General features: G+C 67.9%; 13 protein-coding genes. 7 read left to right on the top strand and 6 right to left on the bottom strand.

The genetic code is table 11. From position 1 onward, the window contains the following. Positions 1–31: 31 nt before the first annotated feature. From yjfF to ABZO29_RS30815, 6 genes are all read right to left on the bottom strand, one after another. Positions 32–1,057 (bottom strand): galactofuranose ABC transporter, permease protein YjfF, encoded by a 1,026-nt coding sequence (yjfF, locus tag ABZO29_RS30840; protein ID WP_367323438.1) that lies wholly within the window; start codon positions 1,055–1,057, stop codon positions 32–34. Next, positions 1,057–2,166 carry an ABC transporter permease gene (locus ABZO29_RS30835; RefSeq protein ID WP_367323437.1) on the bottom strand — a complete coding sequence of 370 codons (1,110 nt, stop codon included), beginning with the start codon at positions 2,164–2,166 and terminating at the stop codon, positions 1,057–1,059. The genes yjfF and ABZO29_RS30835 overlap by 1 nt, the downstream gene beginning before the upstream one ends. After that, positions 2,163–3,701: a sugar ABC transporter ATP-binding protein gene (locus ABZO29_RS30830; RefSeq protein WP_367323436.1), complete on the bottom strand. Its 1,539-nt coding sequence runs from the start codon at positions 3,699–3,701 to the stop codon at positions 2,163–2,165. Before ABZO29_RS30830 ends, ABZO29_RS30835 begins: the two co-directional genes overlap by 4 nt. A 95-nt stretch (positions 3,702–3,796) precedes the next feature. After that, positions 3,797–4,804: an ABC transporter substrate-binding protein gene (locus tag ABZO29_RS30825; RefSeq protein WP_367323435.1), complete on the bottom strand. Its 1,008-nt coding sequence runs from the start codon at positions 4,802–4,804 to the stop codon at positions 3,797–3,799. 132 nt (positions 4,805–4,936) lie between these two features. Further along, complete coding sequence (locus ABZO29_RS30820) at positions 4,937–5,980, bottom strand: LacI family DNA-binding transcriptional regulator (protein WP_367323434.1); 1,044 nt, start codon at positions 5,978–5,980, stop codon at positions 4,937–4,939. A 318-nt stretch (positions 5,981–6,298) separates the two neighbouring features. Then, positions 6,299–6,976 carry a hypothetical protein gene (locus tag ABZO29_RS30815; protein WP_367323433.1) on the bottom strand — a complete coding sequence of 226 codons (678 nt, stop codon included), beginning with the start codon at positions 6,974–6,976 and terminating at the stop codon, positions 6,299–6,301. 409 nt (positions 6,977–7,385) lie between these two features. Between ABZO29_RS30815 and ABZO29_RS30810 the strand changes: the two genes are divergently transcribed. The 7 genes from ABZO29_RS30810 to ABZO29_RS30780 all read left to right on the top strand — a co-directional run bounded on the left by ABZO29_RS30810 (position 7,386) and on the right by ABZO29_RS30780 (position 15,827). Further along, positions 7,386–8,546: a mandelate racemase/muconate lactonizing enzyme family protein gene (locus ABZO29_RS30810; RefSeq protein WP_367323432.1), complete on the top strand. Its 1,161-nt coding sequence runs from the start codon at positions 7,386–7,388 to the stop codon at positions 8,544–8,546. Continuing rightward, positions 8,543–9,547 carry a zinc-binding dehydrogenase gene (locus ABZO29_RS30805; RefSeq protein ID WP_367323431.1) on the top strand — a complete coding sequence of 335 codons (1,005 nt, stop codon included), beginning with the start codon at positions 8,543–8,545 and terminating at the stop codon, positions 9,545–9,547. The genes ABZO29_RS30810 and ABZO29_RS30805 overlap by 4 nt, the downstream gene beginning before the upstream one ends. A 112-nt stretch (positions 9,548–9,659) precedes the next feature. Beyond that, complete coding sequence (locus tag ABZO29_RS30800) at positions 9,660–10,628, top strand: hypothetical protein (RefSeq protein ID WP_367323430.1); 969 nt, start codon at positions 9,660–9,662, stop codon at positions 10,626–10,628. A 139-nt stretch (positions 10,629–10,767) separates the two neighbouring features. Next, the gene (gene chvE / locus ABZO29_RS30795) at positions 10,768–11,874 is read left to right on the top strand and encodes a multiple monosaccharide ABC transporter substrate-binding protein (RefSeq protein ID WP_367323429.1); all 1,107 of its coding nucleotides are present in this window, start codon (positions 10,768–10,770) and stop codon (positions 11,872–11,874) included. Between the two features lie 33 nt (positions 11,875–11,907). Then, positions 11,908–13,458 carry a multiple monosaccharide ABC transporter ATP-binding protein gene (gene mmsA / locus ABZO29_RS30790; RefSeq protein WP_367323428.1) on the top strand — a complete coding sequence of 517 codons (1,551 nt, stop codon included), beginning with the start codon at positions 11,908–11,910 and terminating at the stop codon, positions 13,456–13,458. Then, positions 13,455–14,702, top strand: a complete 1,248-nt coding sequence (gene mmsB, locus ABZO29_RS30785; protein ID WP_367323427.1) for a multiple monosaccharide ABC transporter permease — start codon at positions 13,455–13,457, stop codon at positions 14,700–14,702. Before mmsA ends, mmsB begins: the two co-directional genes overlap by 4 nt. A 42-nt stretch (positions 14,703–14,744) precedes the next feature. Continuing rightward, positions 14,745–15,827 carry an aldose epimerase family protein gene (locus ABZO29_RS30780; RefSeq protein WP_367323426.1) on the top strand — a complete coding sequence of 361 codons (1,083 nt, stop codon included), beginning with the start codon at positions 14,745–14,747 and terminating at the stop codon, positions 15,825–15,827. The last annotated feature ends 47 nt before the right edge of the window (positions 15,828–15,874 follow it).

The following is a 15,874-nucleotide window of genomic DNA, read 5'->3' as shown; positions in this document are numbered from 1 at the left end:
GACCGCTCCGGACTGGAACGTCCCTTTCGGCTCAGGTCTTCTTACGGGCCGTCATGGCACGCTGGACCAGGATGAACGCGCACAGCAGCACACCGGTGGCGATCTTCGTCCACCAGGAGCTGAGCGTGCCCTCGAACTGGATGATGCTCTTGATCAGGCCCAGGACGAGGACACCGAAGAGGGTGCCCAGAACATAGCCGGAGCCACCCGTCAGCAGGGTGCCGCCGATGACGACCGCTGCGATCGCGTCGAGTTCCATACCGGTCGCGTGCAGCGGGTCACCGGACTGGATGTAGAGGGTGAAGAGCAGGCCCGCCAGGGCCGAGCAGAAGCCGCTCACCGTGTACACGGCGATCTTCGTGCCGCCCTGCGGAAGACCCATCAGCAGGGCCGACTGCTCGTTGCCGCCGATGGCGTACACCCGGCGCCCGAAGCGGGTGTAGTGCAGGACGTAGAACGCCACGGCGAGGACGACCAGCGAGACGATCGCGCCGATCGACAGGAAGCCCATCCCCAGCGACACCTGCGCCTGGGCCATGCTGCTCACCGAGGAGTCGGTGATGGAGATCGACTCCTTGCTGATGACCAGGCACAGGCCCCGGAAGAGGAAGAGGCCGGCGAGGGTCACGATGAAGGGCTGGATCTCGAAGTTGTGGATCACATAGCCCATCAGGAATCCGCCGAAGGCGCCCACGGCCAGCGCCATGGGGATCACGACCACGATCGGCAGTCCCTGGCGCTCCACCAGCCACGCCGTGAACATCGTCGTGAAGCCGATCATCGAGCCGACCGACAGGTCGATGCCCCCGGACAGGATGACGAAGGTGACACCGACCGCGGCGACCAGCAGATAGCCGTTGTCGATGAACAGGTTCAGGAAGACCTGCGGTTCGGCGAACCCGTAGTACTGGTACCGGCCCAGGCCCACGCCGTACATCACGAGGAAGAGCAGGGCCGTCGCCGCGACGGGCAGGCGCCGGTCGGCGAGCAGACGCGCCGCCTTGGACGGGGTACGGCTGTCCGAGGCGGCCGTGGGGCTCTGGGTGGTCGTGCTCATCACGACACCTCCATCTTGGGAGCGGCCTCGGTCGCCGAGGCGGGGTCCGCCGGGGCCGCGGCCGGCTTGGCGCCTGTCTTCGCGCCGAACCTGGCGGCGAACCTGGCACCGAAGATCTTGGCGCGGAACTTCGGGGACTGCAGCAGGCAGACGACGATGACGACGGCGGCCTTGAAGACCAGGTTGGTCTGGGTCGGCACACCGATGGTGTAGATCGTGGTGGTCAGGGTCTGGATGACGAGGGCACCGACCACCGTGCCGCCGATGGAGAACCGGCCGCCGAGCAGCGAGGTGCCACCGATCACCACGGCGAGGATCGCGTCGAGTTCGATCCACAGACCGGCGTTGTTGCCGTCCGCCGCCGAGGTGTTGGAGCTGATCATCAGGCCCGCGATACCGGCGCACAGCGCGCAGAAGACGTACACCATGATCTTGATGCGCCGGGACCTGATGCCCACCAGGCGGCTGGCCTCGGCGTTGCCGCCGACCGACTCGACGAGCAGCCCGAGCGCCGTGCGGCGGGTCAGCGCCACGGTGACGGCCACGACCACGGCCACCACGAAGATGGAGAACGGCAGCGTCAGCCAGTAGCCGCCGCCGATCAGCTTGTACGGCTCGCTGTTGATGGTGATGATCTGGCCATCGGTGATCAGCTGGGCGAGACCGCGTCCGGCGACCATGATGATCAGCGTGGCGATGATCGGCTGGATGCCCATCCTGGCGACCAGGAAGCCGTTCCACAGGCCGCAGACGACCGCGGCCAGCAGGCCCAGGCCCATGGCGAGCAGTACTCCGGACATGGCGCCCTGGTCGGCCTGGTCGCTGATGTACGAGCAGGCCAGCGCTCCGGTGATGGCGACCACGGCGCCGACGGAGAGGTCGATGCCGCCGGTGGCGATGACCAGGGTCATGCCGACCGCCACCAGGATGAGGGGCGATCCGAACAGCACGATCGAGACGAGGCTGCCGTACAGGTGGCCGTCCGACATCCGGACGGAGAAGAAGTCTGGCGTAAAGGGAACGTTGACGAGCAGCAGGAGGACAAGAACCGCCACCGGCCAGAACAGGTTGTGGCGGGTCAGCGCTCGCAATCGGGAAGAGGTGGTCACTGGTGCTCTCCGCTCGCGATGGTCTCGAGGATCCGGCTCGTGGTGATCTCGGGCCCGTTGGCGATCTGCGCCACCAGCCGGCGGTCGCGCAGCACCCCGATGGTGTGACTGAGCCGGAGGACCTCCTCGAGCTCGGCCGCGATGTACAGGACGGACATGCCGTCCTCGGAGAGTGAGACGACCAGCTTCTGGATCTCCGCCTTCGCTCCGATGTCGATGCCGCGCGTGGGCTCGTCCAGGATCAGCAGCTTGGGCTGGGTGATCAGCCAGCGGGCCAGCAGCACCTTCTGCTGGTTGCCGCCGCTGAGCTGGCCGACCCTGGCCTCGGGATTGGCGGGGCGGATGTCCAGCGCCTTGATGTACTTGGCGACGAGTTCGTCGCGCTGCGCGACCGGGATGGGGCGGGTCCAGCCACGGGAGGCCTGAAGGGCCAGGATGATGTTCTCCCGCACCGTCAGCTCGGGCACGAGGCCCTCGGTCTTGCGGTTCTCGGAGCAGAACGCGACGCCGGCGCCGATCGCGTCGTTCGGGGCGCTCATCGAGACCTGTTTGCCGCCGATGGACACCTTGCCGCTGTCCGGCTGGTCGGCGCCGAAGAGCAGCCGGGCGAGTTCGGTCCGGCCCGATCCGAGCAGGCCGGCGAGCCCGACCACCTCGCCCTTCTTGATCTCCAGGTCGAAGGGGGCGATACCGCCGGTCCTCCCGAGGCCGTCCGCGTCGAGCAGCACCTCGCCGACGTCGGAGCGCAGCTGCTGGTCGTGGAGCTCCTCCAGCTGGTCCAGGGCGTGGCCGATCATCAGCTGGATCAGCCCGACCTGGTCGAGGTCGCTGACCATGTGCTCACCGACGAGGGTGCCGTTGCGCAGGACCGTCATCCGGTCGCAGATCTCGTAGACCTGGTCGAGGAAGTGCGAGACGAACAGGATCGCCACGCCCTCGTCCTTGAGCCGCCGCATCAGGCGGAACAGCTCCTGGACCTCGTCACGGTCGAGGCTGGACGTCGGCTCGTCCAGGACCAGCACCTTGGTGCCCGATCCCTGGCCGTCGCTGTCGCCGGTGCCCACCGACCGTACGATCGCGACCAGTTGCTGCACGGCCAGCGGGTACGAGGACAGGGGGGCGGTCACGTCGATGTCGAGGCCGAGCCGGTCGACCAGCTCCGCCGCCTCCTTGCGCATCCGCTTCCACTGGATGCGGCCCATGCGGGTGGGCTCGCGCCCGATGAAGATGTTCTCCGCCACCGACAGGTTGGGGCAGAGGTTCACCTCCTGGTACACCGTGCTGATGCCGGCCTGCTGCGCCTGGAGCGGGCTGCCGAACCGCACGGACTTCCCGTCCAGGGTGATCGTGCCGCCGTCCAGGGAGTAGACCCCCGTCAGCACCTTGATGAGGGTGGACTTGCCCGCGCCGTTCTCGCCCATCAGGGCGTGGATCTCGCCGGGGAAGAGCCGGAAGTCGACGTCCGACAGAGCCCGTACCCCCGGGAACTCTTTGACTATGCCCGCCATTTCCAGGACGGGCCGCGGCTCTGCCATGGCAGCGCTCCTCATTGAGATTGGTTCAGGCCCGCAGGGAGCCTCTCGACCGAATGCCGGTCGGACGGAGGCTCCCTGCCGGTGGGTGCGGTCGGTCAGTACTTGCGGGTCGGGAGCGCGGCCGCGGCCTGGTCCTGCATGAAGTCGCCCTCCTTGGTCTTGATCCAGCGCTCGACCGTCTCGCCGTCCTTGACCTTCTTCACGACCTCCATCAGCTGGGGGCCGAGCAGCGGGTTGCACTCGACGATGGCGTTGATCTTGCCCTCGGACATGGCCACGAAGCCGTCCTTCACGCCGTCGATCGAGACGATCAGGATGTCCTTGCCGGGCTTCTTGCCGGCCGCCTCGATGGACTGGATGGCGCCGATGGCCATGTCGTCGTTGTGCGCGAAGAGCACGTTGATGTCCGGGTTGGACTGCAGGAACGCCGCCATGACCTGCTTGCCGCCCGCGCGGGTGAAGTCACCGGTCTGGCTGACGACGATCTTCCAGTCGCTCGCGTGGCCGGCGTCCATGACCTCCTTGAAGCCCTTGGCGCGCTCGATCGCGGGGGCGGCACCGGTGGTGCCCTCCAGCTGGGCGATCTTCACGGGGCCCTTGAGGCCGGCCTTCGCGATGACCTTCTCCAGGATCTTGGCCGCGCGCCGGCCCTCGTCCGTGAAGTCGGAGCCGACCAGCGTCACGAACAGGGAGTCGTCGGAGGTCTCCACCGAGCGGTCGGTGAGGACCACCGGGATCTTCGCGGCCTTGGCCTCCTTGAGCACCGCGTCCCAGCCGGTGACGACCACCGGCGAGAAGGCGATGACGTCCACCTTCTGCGCGATGTAGCTGCGGATCGCGGAGATCTGGTTCTCCTGCTTCTGCTGGGCGTCGGAGAACTTGAGGTTGTAGCCCGCCTCCTTGGCCGCGTCCTTCACCGAGGTGGTGTTGGCGCTGCGCCAGCCGCTCTCCGAGCCGACCTGGGAGAAGCCGAGCGTGATCGTCTTGCTGCCGCCCGCGGAGGAGGAGCCGGACGAGCTGTCGTCCTTCTTGGCACAGGCCGCCAGGCCGCCCGCCGCCGCCACGCCGACCGCCGCGGTGAGGAAGTTCCTTCTGCTGAGCATGTTCTTCTCCTTTGAAGAGCCGACCCGGGGATGAACCCGCCGGTACTGGGAGCCGGCCGCGGTGCGTCCAACCTGTCGATCATTGTTCGAAATATCGGCCATACTGCTGCGCAGTGGAGGCCGGGTGTTCCGTCAGTGGAGTACGCCCTCCGGTTGAGCGGCGTACGGGAAAGTGCTGGCGCGGACGACGAGTTGGGGTTCGATCGCGATCCGGGCCGTGGTGGCGGGCGCCCGGCCCTCGATCAACTCCAGGAGCAGTGCGATGCCTCGCTTGCCCACCGTGTAGAAGTCCTGCCGAACGGTGGTGAGAGGAGGAGCGAAGAACTCCGACTCCGGGATGTCGTCGAAACCGACCACTGCGACGTCCTGGGGAGTCCGGACCCCCGCCTCACGCAGGGCCCGCAACACCCCCAGTGCCATCTGGTCGTTGGCCACGAACACTGCGGTCAGCCCTCGGCCCAGCCAGCCGGCCAGTTCCTGGCCCGCACGGTAGCCCGACAGCGGACTCCAGCCCCCGCGCAGCATCACGGGCGGCTCGACGCCCGCCTCTTCGAGGGTGTCCCGCCAGCCGGCGGCCCGGTCGGCCGCCTCCTGCCAGCCCTCGGGCCCGGCGAGGTGCCAGACCGTGCGGTGACCGGCGGCCAGCAGATGACTAGTGGCCAACCTCGCCCCCAGGTGCTGGTCCACAGTGACACTGGGGATGTCACCGGTCCCGCTGCCCACGACCACCACCGGGAAGGGGCAGCGGAGTTCGGCCAGGGCGTCCACCGCCGATCGCTGGGGAGCGATGGCGACCACGCCTTCCACCCCGCCCTCACTGAGGTGGTCCAGGGCCTCGGACAGCGTCTCCATGGTCAGTTCACGCAGACTGACCGTCGAGACGAGATATCCCTCGGCGCGCGCCGCCTCCTCGAGCGCGAACAGCGTACTGGCCGGTCCGTAGAGGGTGGTGTCCGAGGCGATCACACCCAGCGTGCGGGTGCGCCGAGTCGCCAGGGCCCGTGCGGAGGAGTTGCGGCGGTAGCCCATCTCCTCGATCGCACGCAGCACCCTGGCCCGTGTCGCGTCCCGCACATTGGGGTGGCCCCCCAGCACGCGGGACACGGTCTGGTGGGACACGCCGGCCACGCGTGCCACGTCCGCCATGGTAGGCGGTCGGAGCTGGCTGTCCGCCACGGCCGCACCCCCCTGGCGCTCGTCTGCCGATAAGTCCTGTGATGTGAGTGGTTGTTGCCGTACCGCGGGCTTCACTCCGGGATTCCGAAGAGACCAACGGCACAGGCGGGAAGGGCGAGTTGGGGCACTGTTGACACGACGCCCGTACCTCCCTTGCTGGCGCTGAACGCCGACCGGTGATTGCGGGGGCTATTGTGAGCGCTAACAATTCATGGCGGTCAAGAGGGTTGCCGCAGATGGTCGTCACGGTTGAATAACGCGCCTGACGGCGAAGGCCCCCACGCAGGTCGTCCCGACCGGCGGTGACCAGCAAGATCCCTACGTGCACCACCACAGGAACCGCGTGCACGTCCGGGACGGCAAAGGATCCGGGTTCGCCGTCGTCGGATCCGAGGACGGCTTGGAAGTCCGGCCCGGGCTCGTCGCCGTCGGACCCTCAGCCGGCGTGGCCGGCGAGGTGCCCGCGGGCGCCGACTCGTTGGCCTTGCCGGTGCTCTCCGACGCCGAGGGCGACGGGAACTTCGAGGCCGACACGGAGGCCGAGGCGCTCGGGGACTCCGAGCCGGTACCCCTGCCCGTCGTGTCGTCCGGGGGCTGTGCCGTCTCCTCCGCCTCCGACGACGTACCGCCCTCGGCGTTCGCGCCCCCGGCCGCGGGAGGCTTGGAGGTGGAGAAGGGCGCGTCGACGCCGAGTTCCGCGAGGCTCAGGCCGCCCGCAGCGAGGACGAGGCCCGCGGTGATCAGGATGGTGCGCCGTCGGCGTCGGCGGTGGGCCGCGGCCTTGCGGTCGCGACGGCTCGTCCCGGCACCGCCGACCGGCCCCGTCGCCTCTTCGTCGGCTTCCCGGCCGGGCCCCCGTCGGCGCCCCTGTGCCCGGCGCCGGGCAGCCCGTCCCTGCGGCGCGCCCGAGTCGTCGCGGCCGTGCTCGTGCTCGTCCGGACTGCCGGAGTCCTCGCTCCCGTACGGTTCGTCGGCAACGTCCGTATGCGGAGACATGTCTGACTCCTCCGCATACGTACGGAGTTCTTCGACTGGTGTGCCGCACCCCGGGCATGCGAGGGCGCCATTGAGGTGCCGTCGGCACGGGTGGCAGAAGTCCATGACGCGGGAAGACTAGGATCCCGATCGGTAACGTTCCTAGGCGCGGCTGTGAAAGTTGTGTGGGAAACAAGCCGTTCCGGCGTGGCATCTTGATACGGACGCCCCGCATTCCGCGCCATCTTGCGGCATCCCCCCGACAACCCCAGCATCCGGCCCATCTCTCCGAGATCCTCGCGAAACCGGCTTTCGGTAGTGTCGAAACCGTTACTCGTTCGACCCATTGACACCCATGCCACACCATCCTTAATGTCTGGTCAGCATTTCGAACGAGTGACGAAATTTCGAACGGCTAGGGGCAGCATCCGTGCGCATCACCGGAATCAGCACACACGTAGTCGGGACGCCCTGGCGCAATCTGACTTACGTGCAGGTGCATACGGACGAGGGCATCACGGGCATCGGCGAGACCCGCATGCTGGGGCACACCGACGCGCTGATCGGCTACCTGCGAGAGGCCGAGGCCAATCACATTCTCGGCTCTGACCCGTTCGCTGTCGAGGACCTGGTGCGCCGGATGAAGTACGGCGACTTCGGGCGGGCCGGCGAGATCGTGATGTCCGGCATCGCCGTCGTCGAGATGGCCTGCTGGGACATCAAGGGCAAGGCCCTGGGAGTGCCGGTCTGGCAGCTACTCGGCGGCAAGGTCACCGACAGGGTCAAGGCCTACGCCAACGGCTGGTACACCACGGAGCGGACCCCCGAGGCCTACCACAAGGCCGCCCAGCAGGTCATGGAGCGCGGGTACAAGGCCCTCAAGATCGACCCGTTCGGCACCGGCCACTTCGAGCTCGACCACGAGCAGACCCTGTACGCCGTCTCCCTGATCGAGGCGGTCCGGGACGCCATCGGCCCCGACGCCGAGCTGATGCTGGAGATGCACGGCCGCTTCTCCCCCGCCACCGCCGTCCGGCTCGCCAAGGAGCTGGCGCCGTTCAAGCCCGCCTGGCTGGAGGAGCCGGTCCCGCCGGAGAACCTCAAGGCGCTGGAGAAGGTCGCCGCCAAGGTCGACATGCCGGTCGCCACGGGCGAGCGCATCCACGACCGCATCGAGTTCCGCGAGCTCTTCGAGAGCCAGGCCGTGGACATCATCCAGCCGGACGTCGGCCACATCGGCGGCATCTGGGAGACGCGCAAGCTCGCCGCGACCGCAGAGACCCACTACATGCTGGTCGCGCCGCACAACGTCGGTGGCCCGGTGCTCACCGCGGCCTCCCTCCAGGTCGGCTTCACCGCCCCCAACTTCAAGATCCTCGAGCACTTCAACGACTTCGCCGACGCGGAGATCAAGAAGGTCGTCAAGGGCGCCCCGCAGGTCGTCGACGGCTACTTCCACCTCTCCGACGCACCCGGCCTCGGCGTCGAGCTGGACACCGACGCGGCGGCCGAGTTCCCGCAGCAGCAGGCCCGCTTCGACCTGTGGGCCGAGGGCTGGGAGCAGCGCAAGCCGAAGGGCACCGAGGAGTGAGCAGCGCCGTCGTCATCGCGGCGCCGGGCTCGCACCAGCTCGTCGCCCAGGACCCACGGCCACCCGACGCCGGCGAGGCGCTGGTCCGGGTCCACGCCGTCGGCATCTGCGGCAGCGACCGCGAGATCTACCAGGGCACCCGACCCGAGGGCTACGTCCGCTATCCGATCACGCCCGGTCACGAGTGGTCCGGGACCGTCGAGAGCGTGGGCACGGGCGTCCCGGAGTCGCTCGTCGGCCGCAAGGCCGTCGGCGAGGGCTTTCGCAACTGCCAGGTCTGCCACCGCTGCCACGCGGGCGAGACGACGCTGTGCACGGCCGGGTACGAGGAGACCGGGTTCACCCAGCCGGGTGCGATGGCCACCACACTCACCCTGCCGGCCCGACTGCTGCACGCCCTCCCGGACGACGCCGACCTCACCGCGGCCGCCCTGCTCGAGCCGGCCGCCTGTATCGCGGCCGCCGCGATCAAGGCGAACGCCCGGCCGGGTGAGCGGGTCGCCGTGGTCGGCACGGGCACGCTGGGGATGTTCGCCGTCCAGTTCCTGAAGGCGGGATCGCCGGCCGAGCTGCTCGTCGTGGGCACGCGGAACGACCGGGAGACGCTCTCCCGCCAGTTCGGGGCCACCGACTTCCGCACCAAGGACCAGGAGCTCCCCGGCGACTTCGACGTCGTGGTCGAGACCGCCGGTTCCTCGTCCGCCGCAACCACCGCAGCCTCCATGCTCAGGCGCGGCGGACGTCTGGTCCTGACGGGGATCCCGGCGCCGGGCGCCGAGGGTCTCGACCCCACCGACCTCGTCGTACGGCAGTTGCAGGTGCACACCGTCTTCGGGGCAGCGCCGGACGCCTGGGCGCACACGGTGCGGGTGTTCGGGACCGGGCTGCTCGATCCGCTTCCGCTGGTCACGCACGAGCTGCCGCTGGCCGAGTTCTCCGAGGCCATCGAGCTGGTGGGGTCCGACGATCCGAAGGTGGGCAAAGTCCTGCTCCGCCCCTAGACGTACGCCGGTACGGGGGCAACCTGACGGCCTCCGTACCGGCGTACACCCAAGACCCCGCACGCCTAGAGCCGCGAACTTCGACCGAAATATCGAACAAGAAGGACAGCTTGTGACCGACGCTCCCGCCAAGGCAGCCCGTCGACCGGGTGAGCAGGCGCTCACCGCGCTCGGCCTGAGCCTGCCCGCCCTCGACCCAGCCGACGCCTCGCCCCACGCCTTCCCGGGCGGCGGCCGCTGGCGCACCGAGATCCCCTCGTGCGAGGGTCCCGAAGCGCTGGCCGTCGTCCTGAAGGAGGCCTCACGCCTCGACGTGCCGATCCACCGGATCAGCCAGGGCTCCGGCGTGTGGATGCTGACCGACTCCGAGATCATCGAGATGGTCGAGTCCACCAGCGAACGCGACATCGAGCTCTGCCTGTTCACCGGCCCGCGCGGCACGTGGGACATCGGCGGCTCCGTGCGCACCGACTCGGGCGGCGGAGGCCTTCGGGCCCGAGGCCACAACGCGGTCGCCGGCTGCGTCGAAGACGCCGTCCGGGCAACGGAGCTGGGCGTCAAGTGCCTCCTCGTCGCCGACGAGGGCGTGCTGTGGACACTGCACCGGGCGCGTGTGGCCGGCATCATCCCGGCCGACACCACGCTCAAGGTGTCCGCCTTGATCGGTCCGGTCAACCCGGCCGCGTACGCGGTGTACGAGCGGCTGGGCGCCGACTCCCTCAACGTGCCCAGCGACCTGACGCTCGATCACCTCACCGAGATCCGCCGGGTGTCCGGCGCTCCCATGGACATGTACATCGAGGCCCCCGACGATCTCGGCGGCTATGTCCGGATGTACGAGGTCGCCGAGCTCATCCGCCGCGGCGCACCGCTCTACCTGAAGTTCGGCCTGTCCAAGACCTCCGGGATCTATCCCTACGGTCACCACCTGCGCGACCTGACCCTGTCCACCGCCCGGGAACGGGTACGGCGCGGTCGGCTCGCCCTGGATCTGCTGGCGCGGCACGGAGCGGACGGCGACATGGCGCCGCTCGGTTCGCGACTGCCCGGCAACCTCAACCGGTTCGAGATTTCGCCATAACGTTCCGGAAACATCTCGCGCAAAAGACGACACAGTCGCGCACAATCCCACACATCTGTTTCTCGGTCTCTCCCTGCACCGCCCTCCGGCGTCTGCGCCCCGCAGACCGAGCCCTGCACACACATCAAGGATGATGACCATGCGTACTCGCAGAGCTGCCCTCACCGCGATAGCCGGAGCCGCTTCCCTCGCCCTCACCCTGACCGCCTGTGGCCAGAGCAGCGAGGGTGGAAGCAACGAGGACTCGGGCAGCGCCAAGGGCGGAACCATCGGCATCGCGATGCCGACCAAGTCGTCCGAGCGCTGGATCGCCGACGGCAACAACGTCGTCAAGGACCTTCAGTCCAAGGGCTACAAGACCAAGCTGGTCTTCGGCGAGGACGACCCCGACCAGCAGGTCTCGCAGATCGAGAACCTGATCACGCAGGGCGTCAAGGCGCTGATCGTCGCGGCGATCGACAACAAGTCGCTGAACAACGTCCTCCAGCAGGCCAAGGACGCCAAGATCCCGGTCATCGCCTACGACCGTCTGATCCTCGGCACGCCGAACGTCGACTACTACGCGTCCTTCGACAACACGAAGGTCGGCGAGCTGCAGGCCAACTACATCGTCGACAAGCTCGGCCTGAAGAGCGGCAAGGGCCCGTTCAACATCGAGCTGTTCGCCGGTTCCAACGACGACAACAACACCAAGTACTTCTTCAACGGCGCGATGAGCGTGCTCCAGCCGTACATCGACAGCAAGAAGCTCGTCGTCCAGTCCGGCGACACCGAGCTCACCAAGGTCACCACCCTGCGCTGGGACGGCGCCACCGCCCAGAAGCGCATGGACGACATCCTGACCAAGGCCTACACGAACAAGAAGGTCGACGCGGTCCTCTCGCCGTACGACGGCATCTCCATCGGCATCCTGTCGGCGCTGAAGTCGGACGGCTACGGCTCCGCGAGCAAGCCGCTGCCGGTCATCACCGGTCAGGACGCCGAGCTGGCCTCGGTGAAGTCGATCATCGCGGGCGAGCAGACGCAGACCGTCTACAAGGACACCCGTGAACTGGCCAAGGTCGCCTCGAACATGGTGGACGCGGCCCTCAACGGCAAGAAGCCCGAGACCAACGACACCAAGACCTACGACAACGGCTCGAAGGTCGTCCCGGCCTACCTGCTGCAGCCGGTGAGCGTCGACAAGACCAACTACAAGCAGGTGCTGGTCGACGGCGGTTACTACACCGCCGCCGAGCTGGGCTGATCCGCCGACACCTACTGATTGGAAGGCACGACCATGGCGGGACCCGTCCTGGAAATGCGCTCGATCGTCAAGACCTTTCCCGGTGTGAAGGCGCTGTCGGACGTCACGTTGACCGTTCGCCAGGGCGAGGTCCACGCCATCTGCGGTGAGAACGGCGCCGGGAAGTCCACCTTGATGAAGGTGCTCTCCGGCGTCCATCCGCACGGCAGTTACGAGGGCGAGATCCTCTTCGAGGGAGACGTCTGCGAGTTCAAGGACATCCGGGCGAGCGAGCAGCGCGGCATCGTCATCATCCACCAGGAGCTGGCGCTGGTGCCGTTCCTGTCGCTGGCGGAGAACATCTTCCTCGGCAACGAGCACGCCAAGGGCGGGCTCATCGACTGGAACGAGACCCTGCGGCACGCCAGCGAGCTGCTGCGCCGGGTCGGTCTCAGCGACCACCCGGAGACCCGCGTCGCCGACATCGGCGTGGGCAAGCAGCAGCTGGTGGAGATCGCCAAGGCGCTCTCGAAGAAGGTGAAGCTGCTCATCCTCGACGAGCCGACCGCGGCTCTCAACGACGAGGACAGCGGCAAACTGCTCGACCTCATCCTGGAGCTGAAGAAGCAGGGCATCACCTCGATCATCATCTCCCACAAGCTGAACGAGATCCGCAAGGTCGCCGACTCGGTGACGATCATCCGCGACGGGAAGTCCATCGAGACCCTCGATGTGAAGGCGCCCGAGACGACGGAGGACAGGATCATCTCCGGCATGGTGGGCCGCGACCTCGACCACCGCTTCCCCGAACGCACCGCGTACGAGGGCGAGCTGGACGCGGCCCCGGCCCTGGAGATCCGCAACTGGACCGTCGGCCATCCGATCGACCAGCAGCGCAAGGTGGTCGACGACGTGTCGATCCATGTGCGCCGCGGGGAGATCGTCGGCATCGCGGGCCTCATGGGCGCAGGCCGCACCGAACTCGCGATGAGCGTGTTCGGGCGGACCTACGGCCGGCACGCGGGCGGAACGGTCTTCAAGGACGGCAAGGAGATCCGTACGAAGACCGTCGCCGAGGCGGTCCAGCACGGCATCGCGTACGTCACCGAGGACCGCAAGCACTACGGCCTGAACCTCATCGACACCATCAACCGCAACATCTCGCTGACCGCACTCGGCAAGGTGGCCAAGCGCGGAATCGTCGACGAGCACGAGGAGCGGCAGGTCTCCGAGGGCTTCCGCAAGTCCATGAACATCAAGGCGCCGACCGTCTTCGAGCCGGTGGGCAAGCTGTCCGGCGGCAACCAGCAGAAGGTCGTCCTCAGCAAGTGGATCTTCGCGGGTCCGGATGTGCTGATTCTGGACGAGCCCACGCGCGGTATCGACGTGGGCGCCAAGTACGAGATCTACACGGTCATCGACCAGCTGGCCGCCCAGGGCAAGGCGGTCGTCTTCATCTCCTCCGAACTGCCCGAACTGCTCGGCATGTGCGACCGCATCTACACCATGGCCGCCGGGCGGCTCACGGGCGAGGTTCCGCGGGCGGAGGCCACGCAGGAAGTGCTGATGCGTCAGATGACGAAGGACAAAGAGGTAACACGATGAGCACCGAAGTGACGGACAAGGTCCCGGCGGCGGCGCCGCCCGGGAAGAGCGGGGGTTCGCCCTCCGGCGGCGGACTGCTGCAGCTGATGCTGGACGGTCTGCGGCGCAACATGCGCCAGTACGGCATGCTGATCGCCCTCGGTCTGATCGTCGCCCTCTTCGCCGTCTGGACGGATGGGGACCTGCTGCTGCCGCGCAACGTCTCCAACCTGGTGCTGCAGAACAGCTACATCCTGATCCTCGCGATCGGCATGATGCTGGTCATCATCGCGGGCCATATCGACCTCTCGGTGGGTTCGCTGACGGCGTTCATCGGAGCCTTCGCGGCCGTCCTGACGGTGCAGCACGACCTGCCGTGGCCCGTCGCTCTGGTGCTGTGCCTGATCGTGGGCGCGGTCGCCGGCTCGGTACAGGGCTTCCTGATCGCCTATCTCGGCATACCGTCGTTCATCGTCACCCTCGCGGGCATGCTGCTCTTCCGCGGTCTGACGGAGATCTTCCTGAAGGGCCAGACCCTCGGCCCGTTCCCGGACGGGCTGCAGAAGATGGGCAACGGCTTCCTGCCCGAGGTCGGCCCGGAGACGAACTACCACAACATCACCCTGCTGCTGGGCATCACCCTGCTGGTCTTCGTGGTCCTGCAGGAGGTCCGCGACCGCAAGCGCCAGCAGGAGTTCTCCCTCGACGTGCCGCCCAGGAACCTCTTCCTGCTCAAGCTCGTCGCGATCGTCGCCGCGATCCTCGCCCTCACCCTGATGCTCGCCAGCTACAAGGGCGCGCCGATCGTGCTGCTGATCCTCGGCGTGCTCGTGGTCGGCTACGGCTACGTCATGCGCAACGCCGTCTTCGGCCGTCACATCTACGCGATCGGCGGCAACCTGCCGGCGGCGAAGCTGTCCGGCGTCAAGGACAAGAAGGTCACCTTCCTCGTCTTCCTGAACATGGGCGTGCTCGCGGCCCTGGCGGGTCTGGTGGTCGCCGCCCGTCTGAACGCGGCCTCGCCGAAGGCGGGCCTGAACTTCGAACTCGAGGCCATCGCCTCGTCGTTCATCGGTGGCGCGTCCATGAGCGGCGGTGTGGGTACCGTCCTCGGCGCGATCATCGGTGGTCTCGTCCTCGGCGTGCTCAACAACGGCATGAACCTCCTCAGCGTCGGCACCGACTGGCAGCAGGTCATCAAGGGCCTGGCCCTGTTGGCCGCGGTCGGCTTCGACGTCTGGAACAAGCGCAAGTCCGGTTCCTGAGCCGGCATCGGGCCCCGCACCTGTCCAGGGTGCGGGGCCCTTTTGCTGTCCATACTCAGTCAAGGCAGGAGGAAGCCTGTGAAGGAGCTCTTCGGCAAGCTCGCCGACGGAACCGAGGTGCACCGCTGGTCGCTGGTGAGCGGCGGCACGCGGATGAAGGTCCTGTCGTACGGCGGGATCGTGCAGTCCCTGGAGATCCCGGACCGCGAGGGCCGGTACGCGAACGTCTCCCTGGGCTTCGACCGCATCGAGGACTACGTCGCCGACAGCCCGTACTTCGGCGCCCTGATCGGCCGCTTCGGCAACCGCATCGGCAAGGGGCGGTTCACTCTCGACGGCCGGACGTACCAGCTGTCCGTCAACGACGGCGAGAACAGCCTGCACGGCGGGTCCACGGGCCTCGACAAGGTCGTCTGGGACGTCGAGCCGTTCACCGAGGGCCCGGACGTCGGCCTGTACCTGTACCGCACGAGTGCCGACGGCGAGATGGGCCACCCCGGCACGCTGACGACGAAGGTGACGTACACGCTGACCCGGGACGGCGACTGGCGCATCGACTACGAGGCCACCACCGACCGGGCCACGGTCGTCAACCTCACCAGCCACGTCTACTGGAACCTGGCCGGCGCGGGCAGCGGCTCGGTCCACGACCACGAACTCGCCATCGCCGCCTCCCGCTACACGCCCGTCGACCCCGGCCTCATCCCCACCGGCGAACTGGCGGACGTCGCGGGCACCCCCTTCGACTTCCGCACGGCCAAGCCGGTCGGCCGGGACATCCGCGTCGACGACCGGCAACTGCTGTACAGCAAGGGCTTCGACCACAACTGGGTGCTGGACAAGGGCGTCACGGCGGAGCCCGAGTGGATCGCGACCCTGCGGGACCCGTCCTCCGGCCGCACCCTGAGGATCGCGACCACCGAGCCGGGTGTGCAGTTCTACTCCGGCAACTTCCTCGACGGCACCCTCGTCGAATCCGGCGGCCGCATCTGCCGTCAGGGCGACGCCCTCTGCCTGGAGACCCAGCACTTCCCGGACTCGCCGAACCGGCCGTCGTTCCCGTCGACCGTGCTGCGGCCCGGCGAGACCTACCGGACGACAACGGTCCACTCCTTCGGAGTCTGACCCACGGCATACGTAAGGGGCGGCCCGCGCCGGGAAGCGCGGGCCGC

The sequence above is a fragment of the Streptomyces sp. HUAS ZL42 genome (genome assembly GCF_040782645.1).
Lineage (GTDB): Bacteria > Actinomycetota > Actinomycetes > Streptomycetales > Streptomycetaceae > Streptomyces.
The sequence above is the reverse complement of the archived record's forward strand: the minus strand, read 5'-3'. Positions and strand labels throughout refer to the sequence as shown.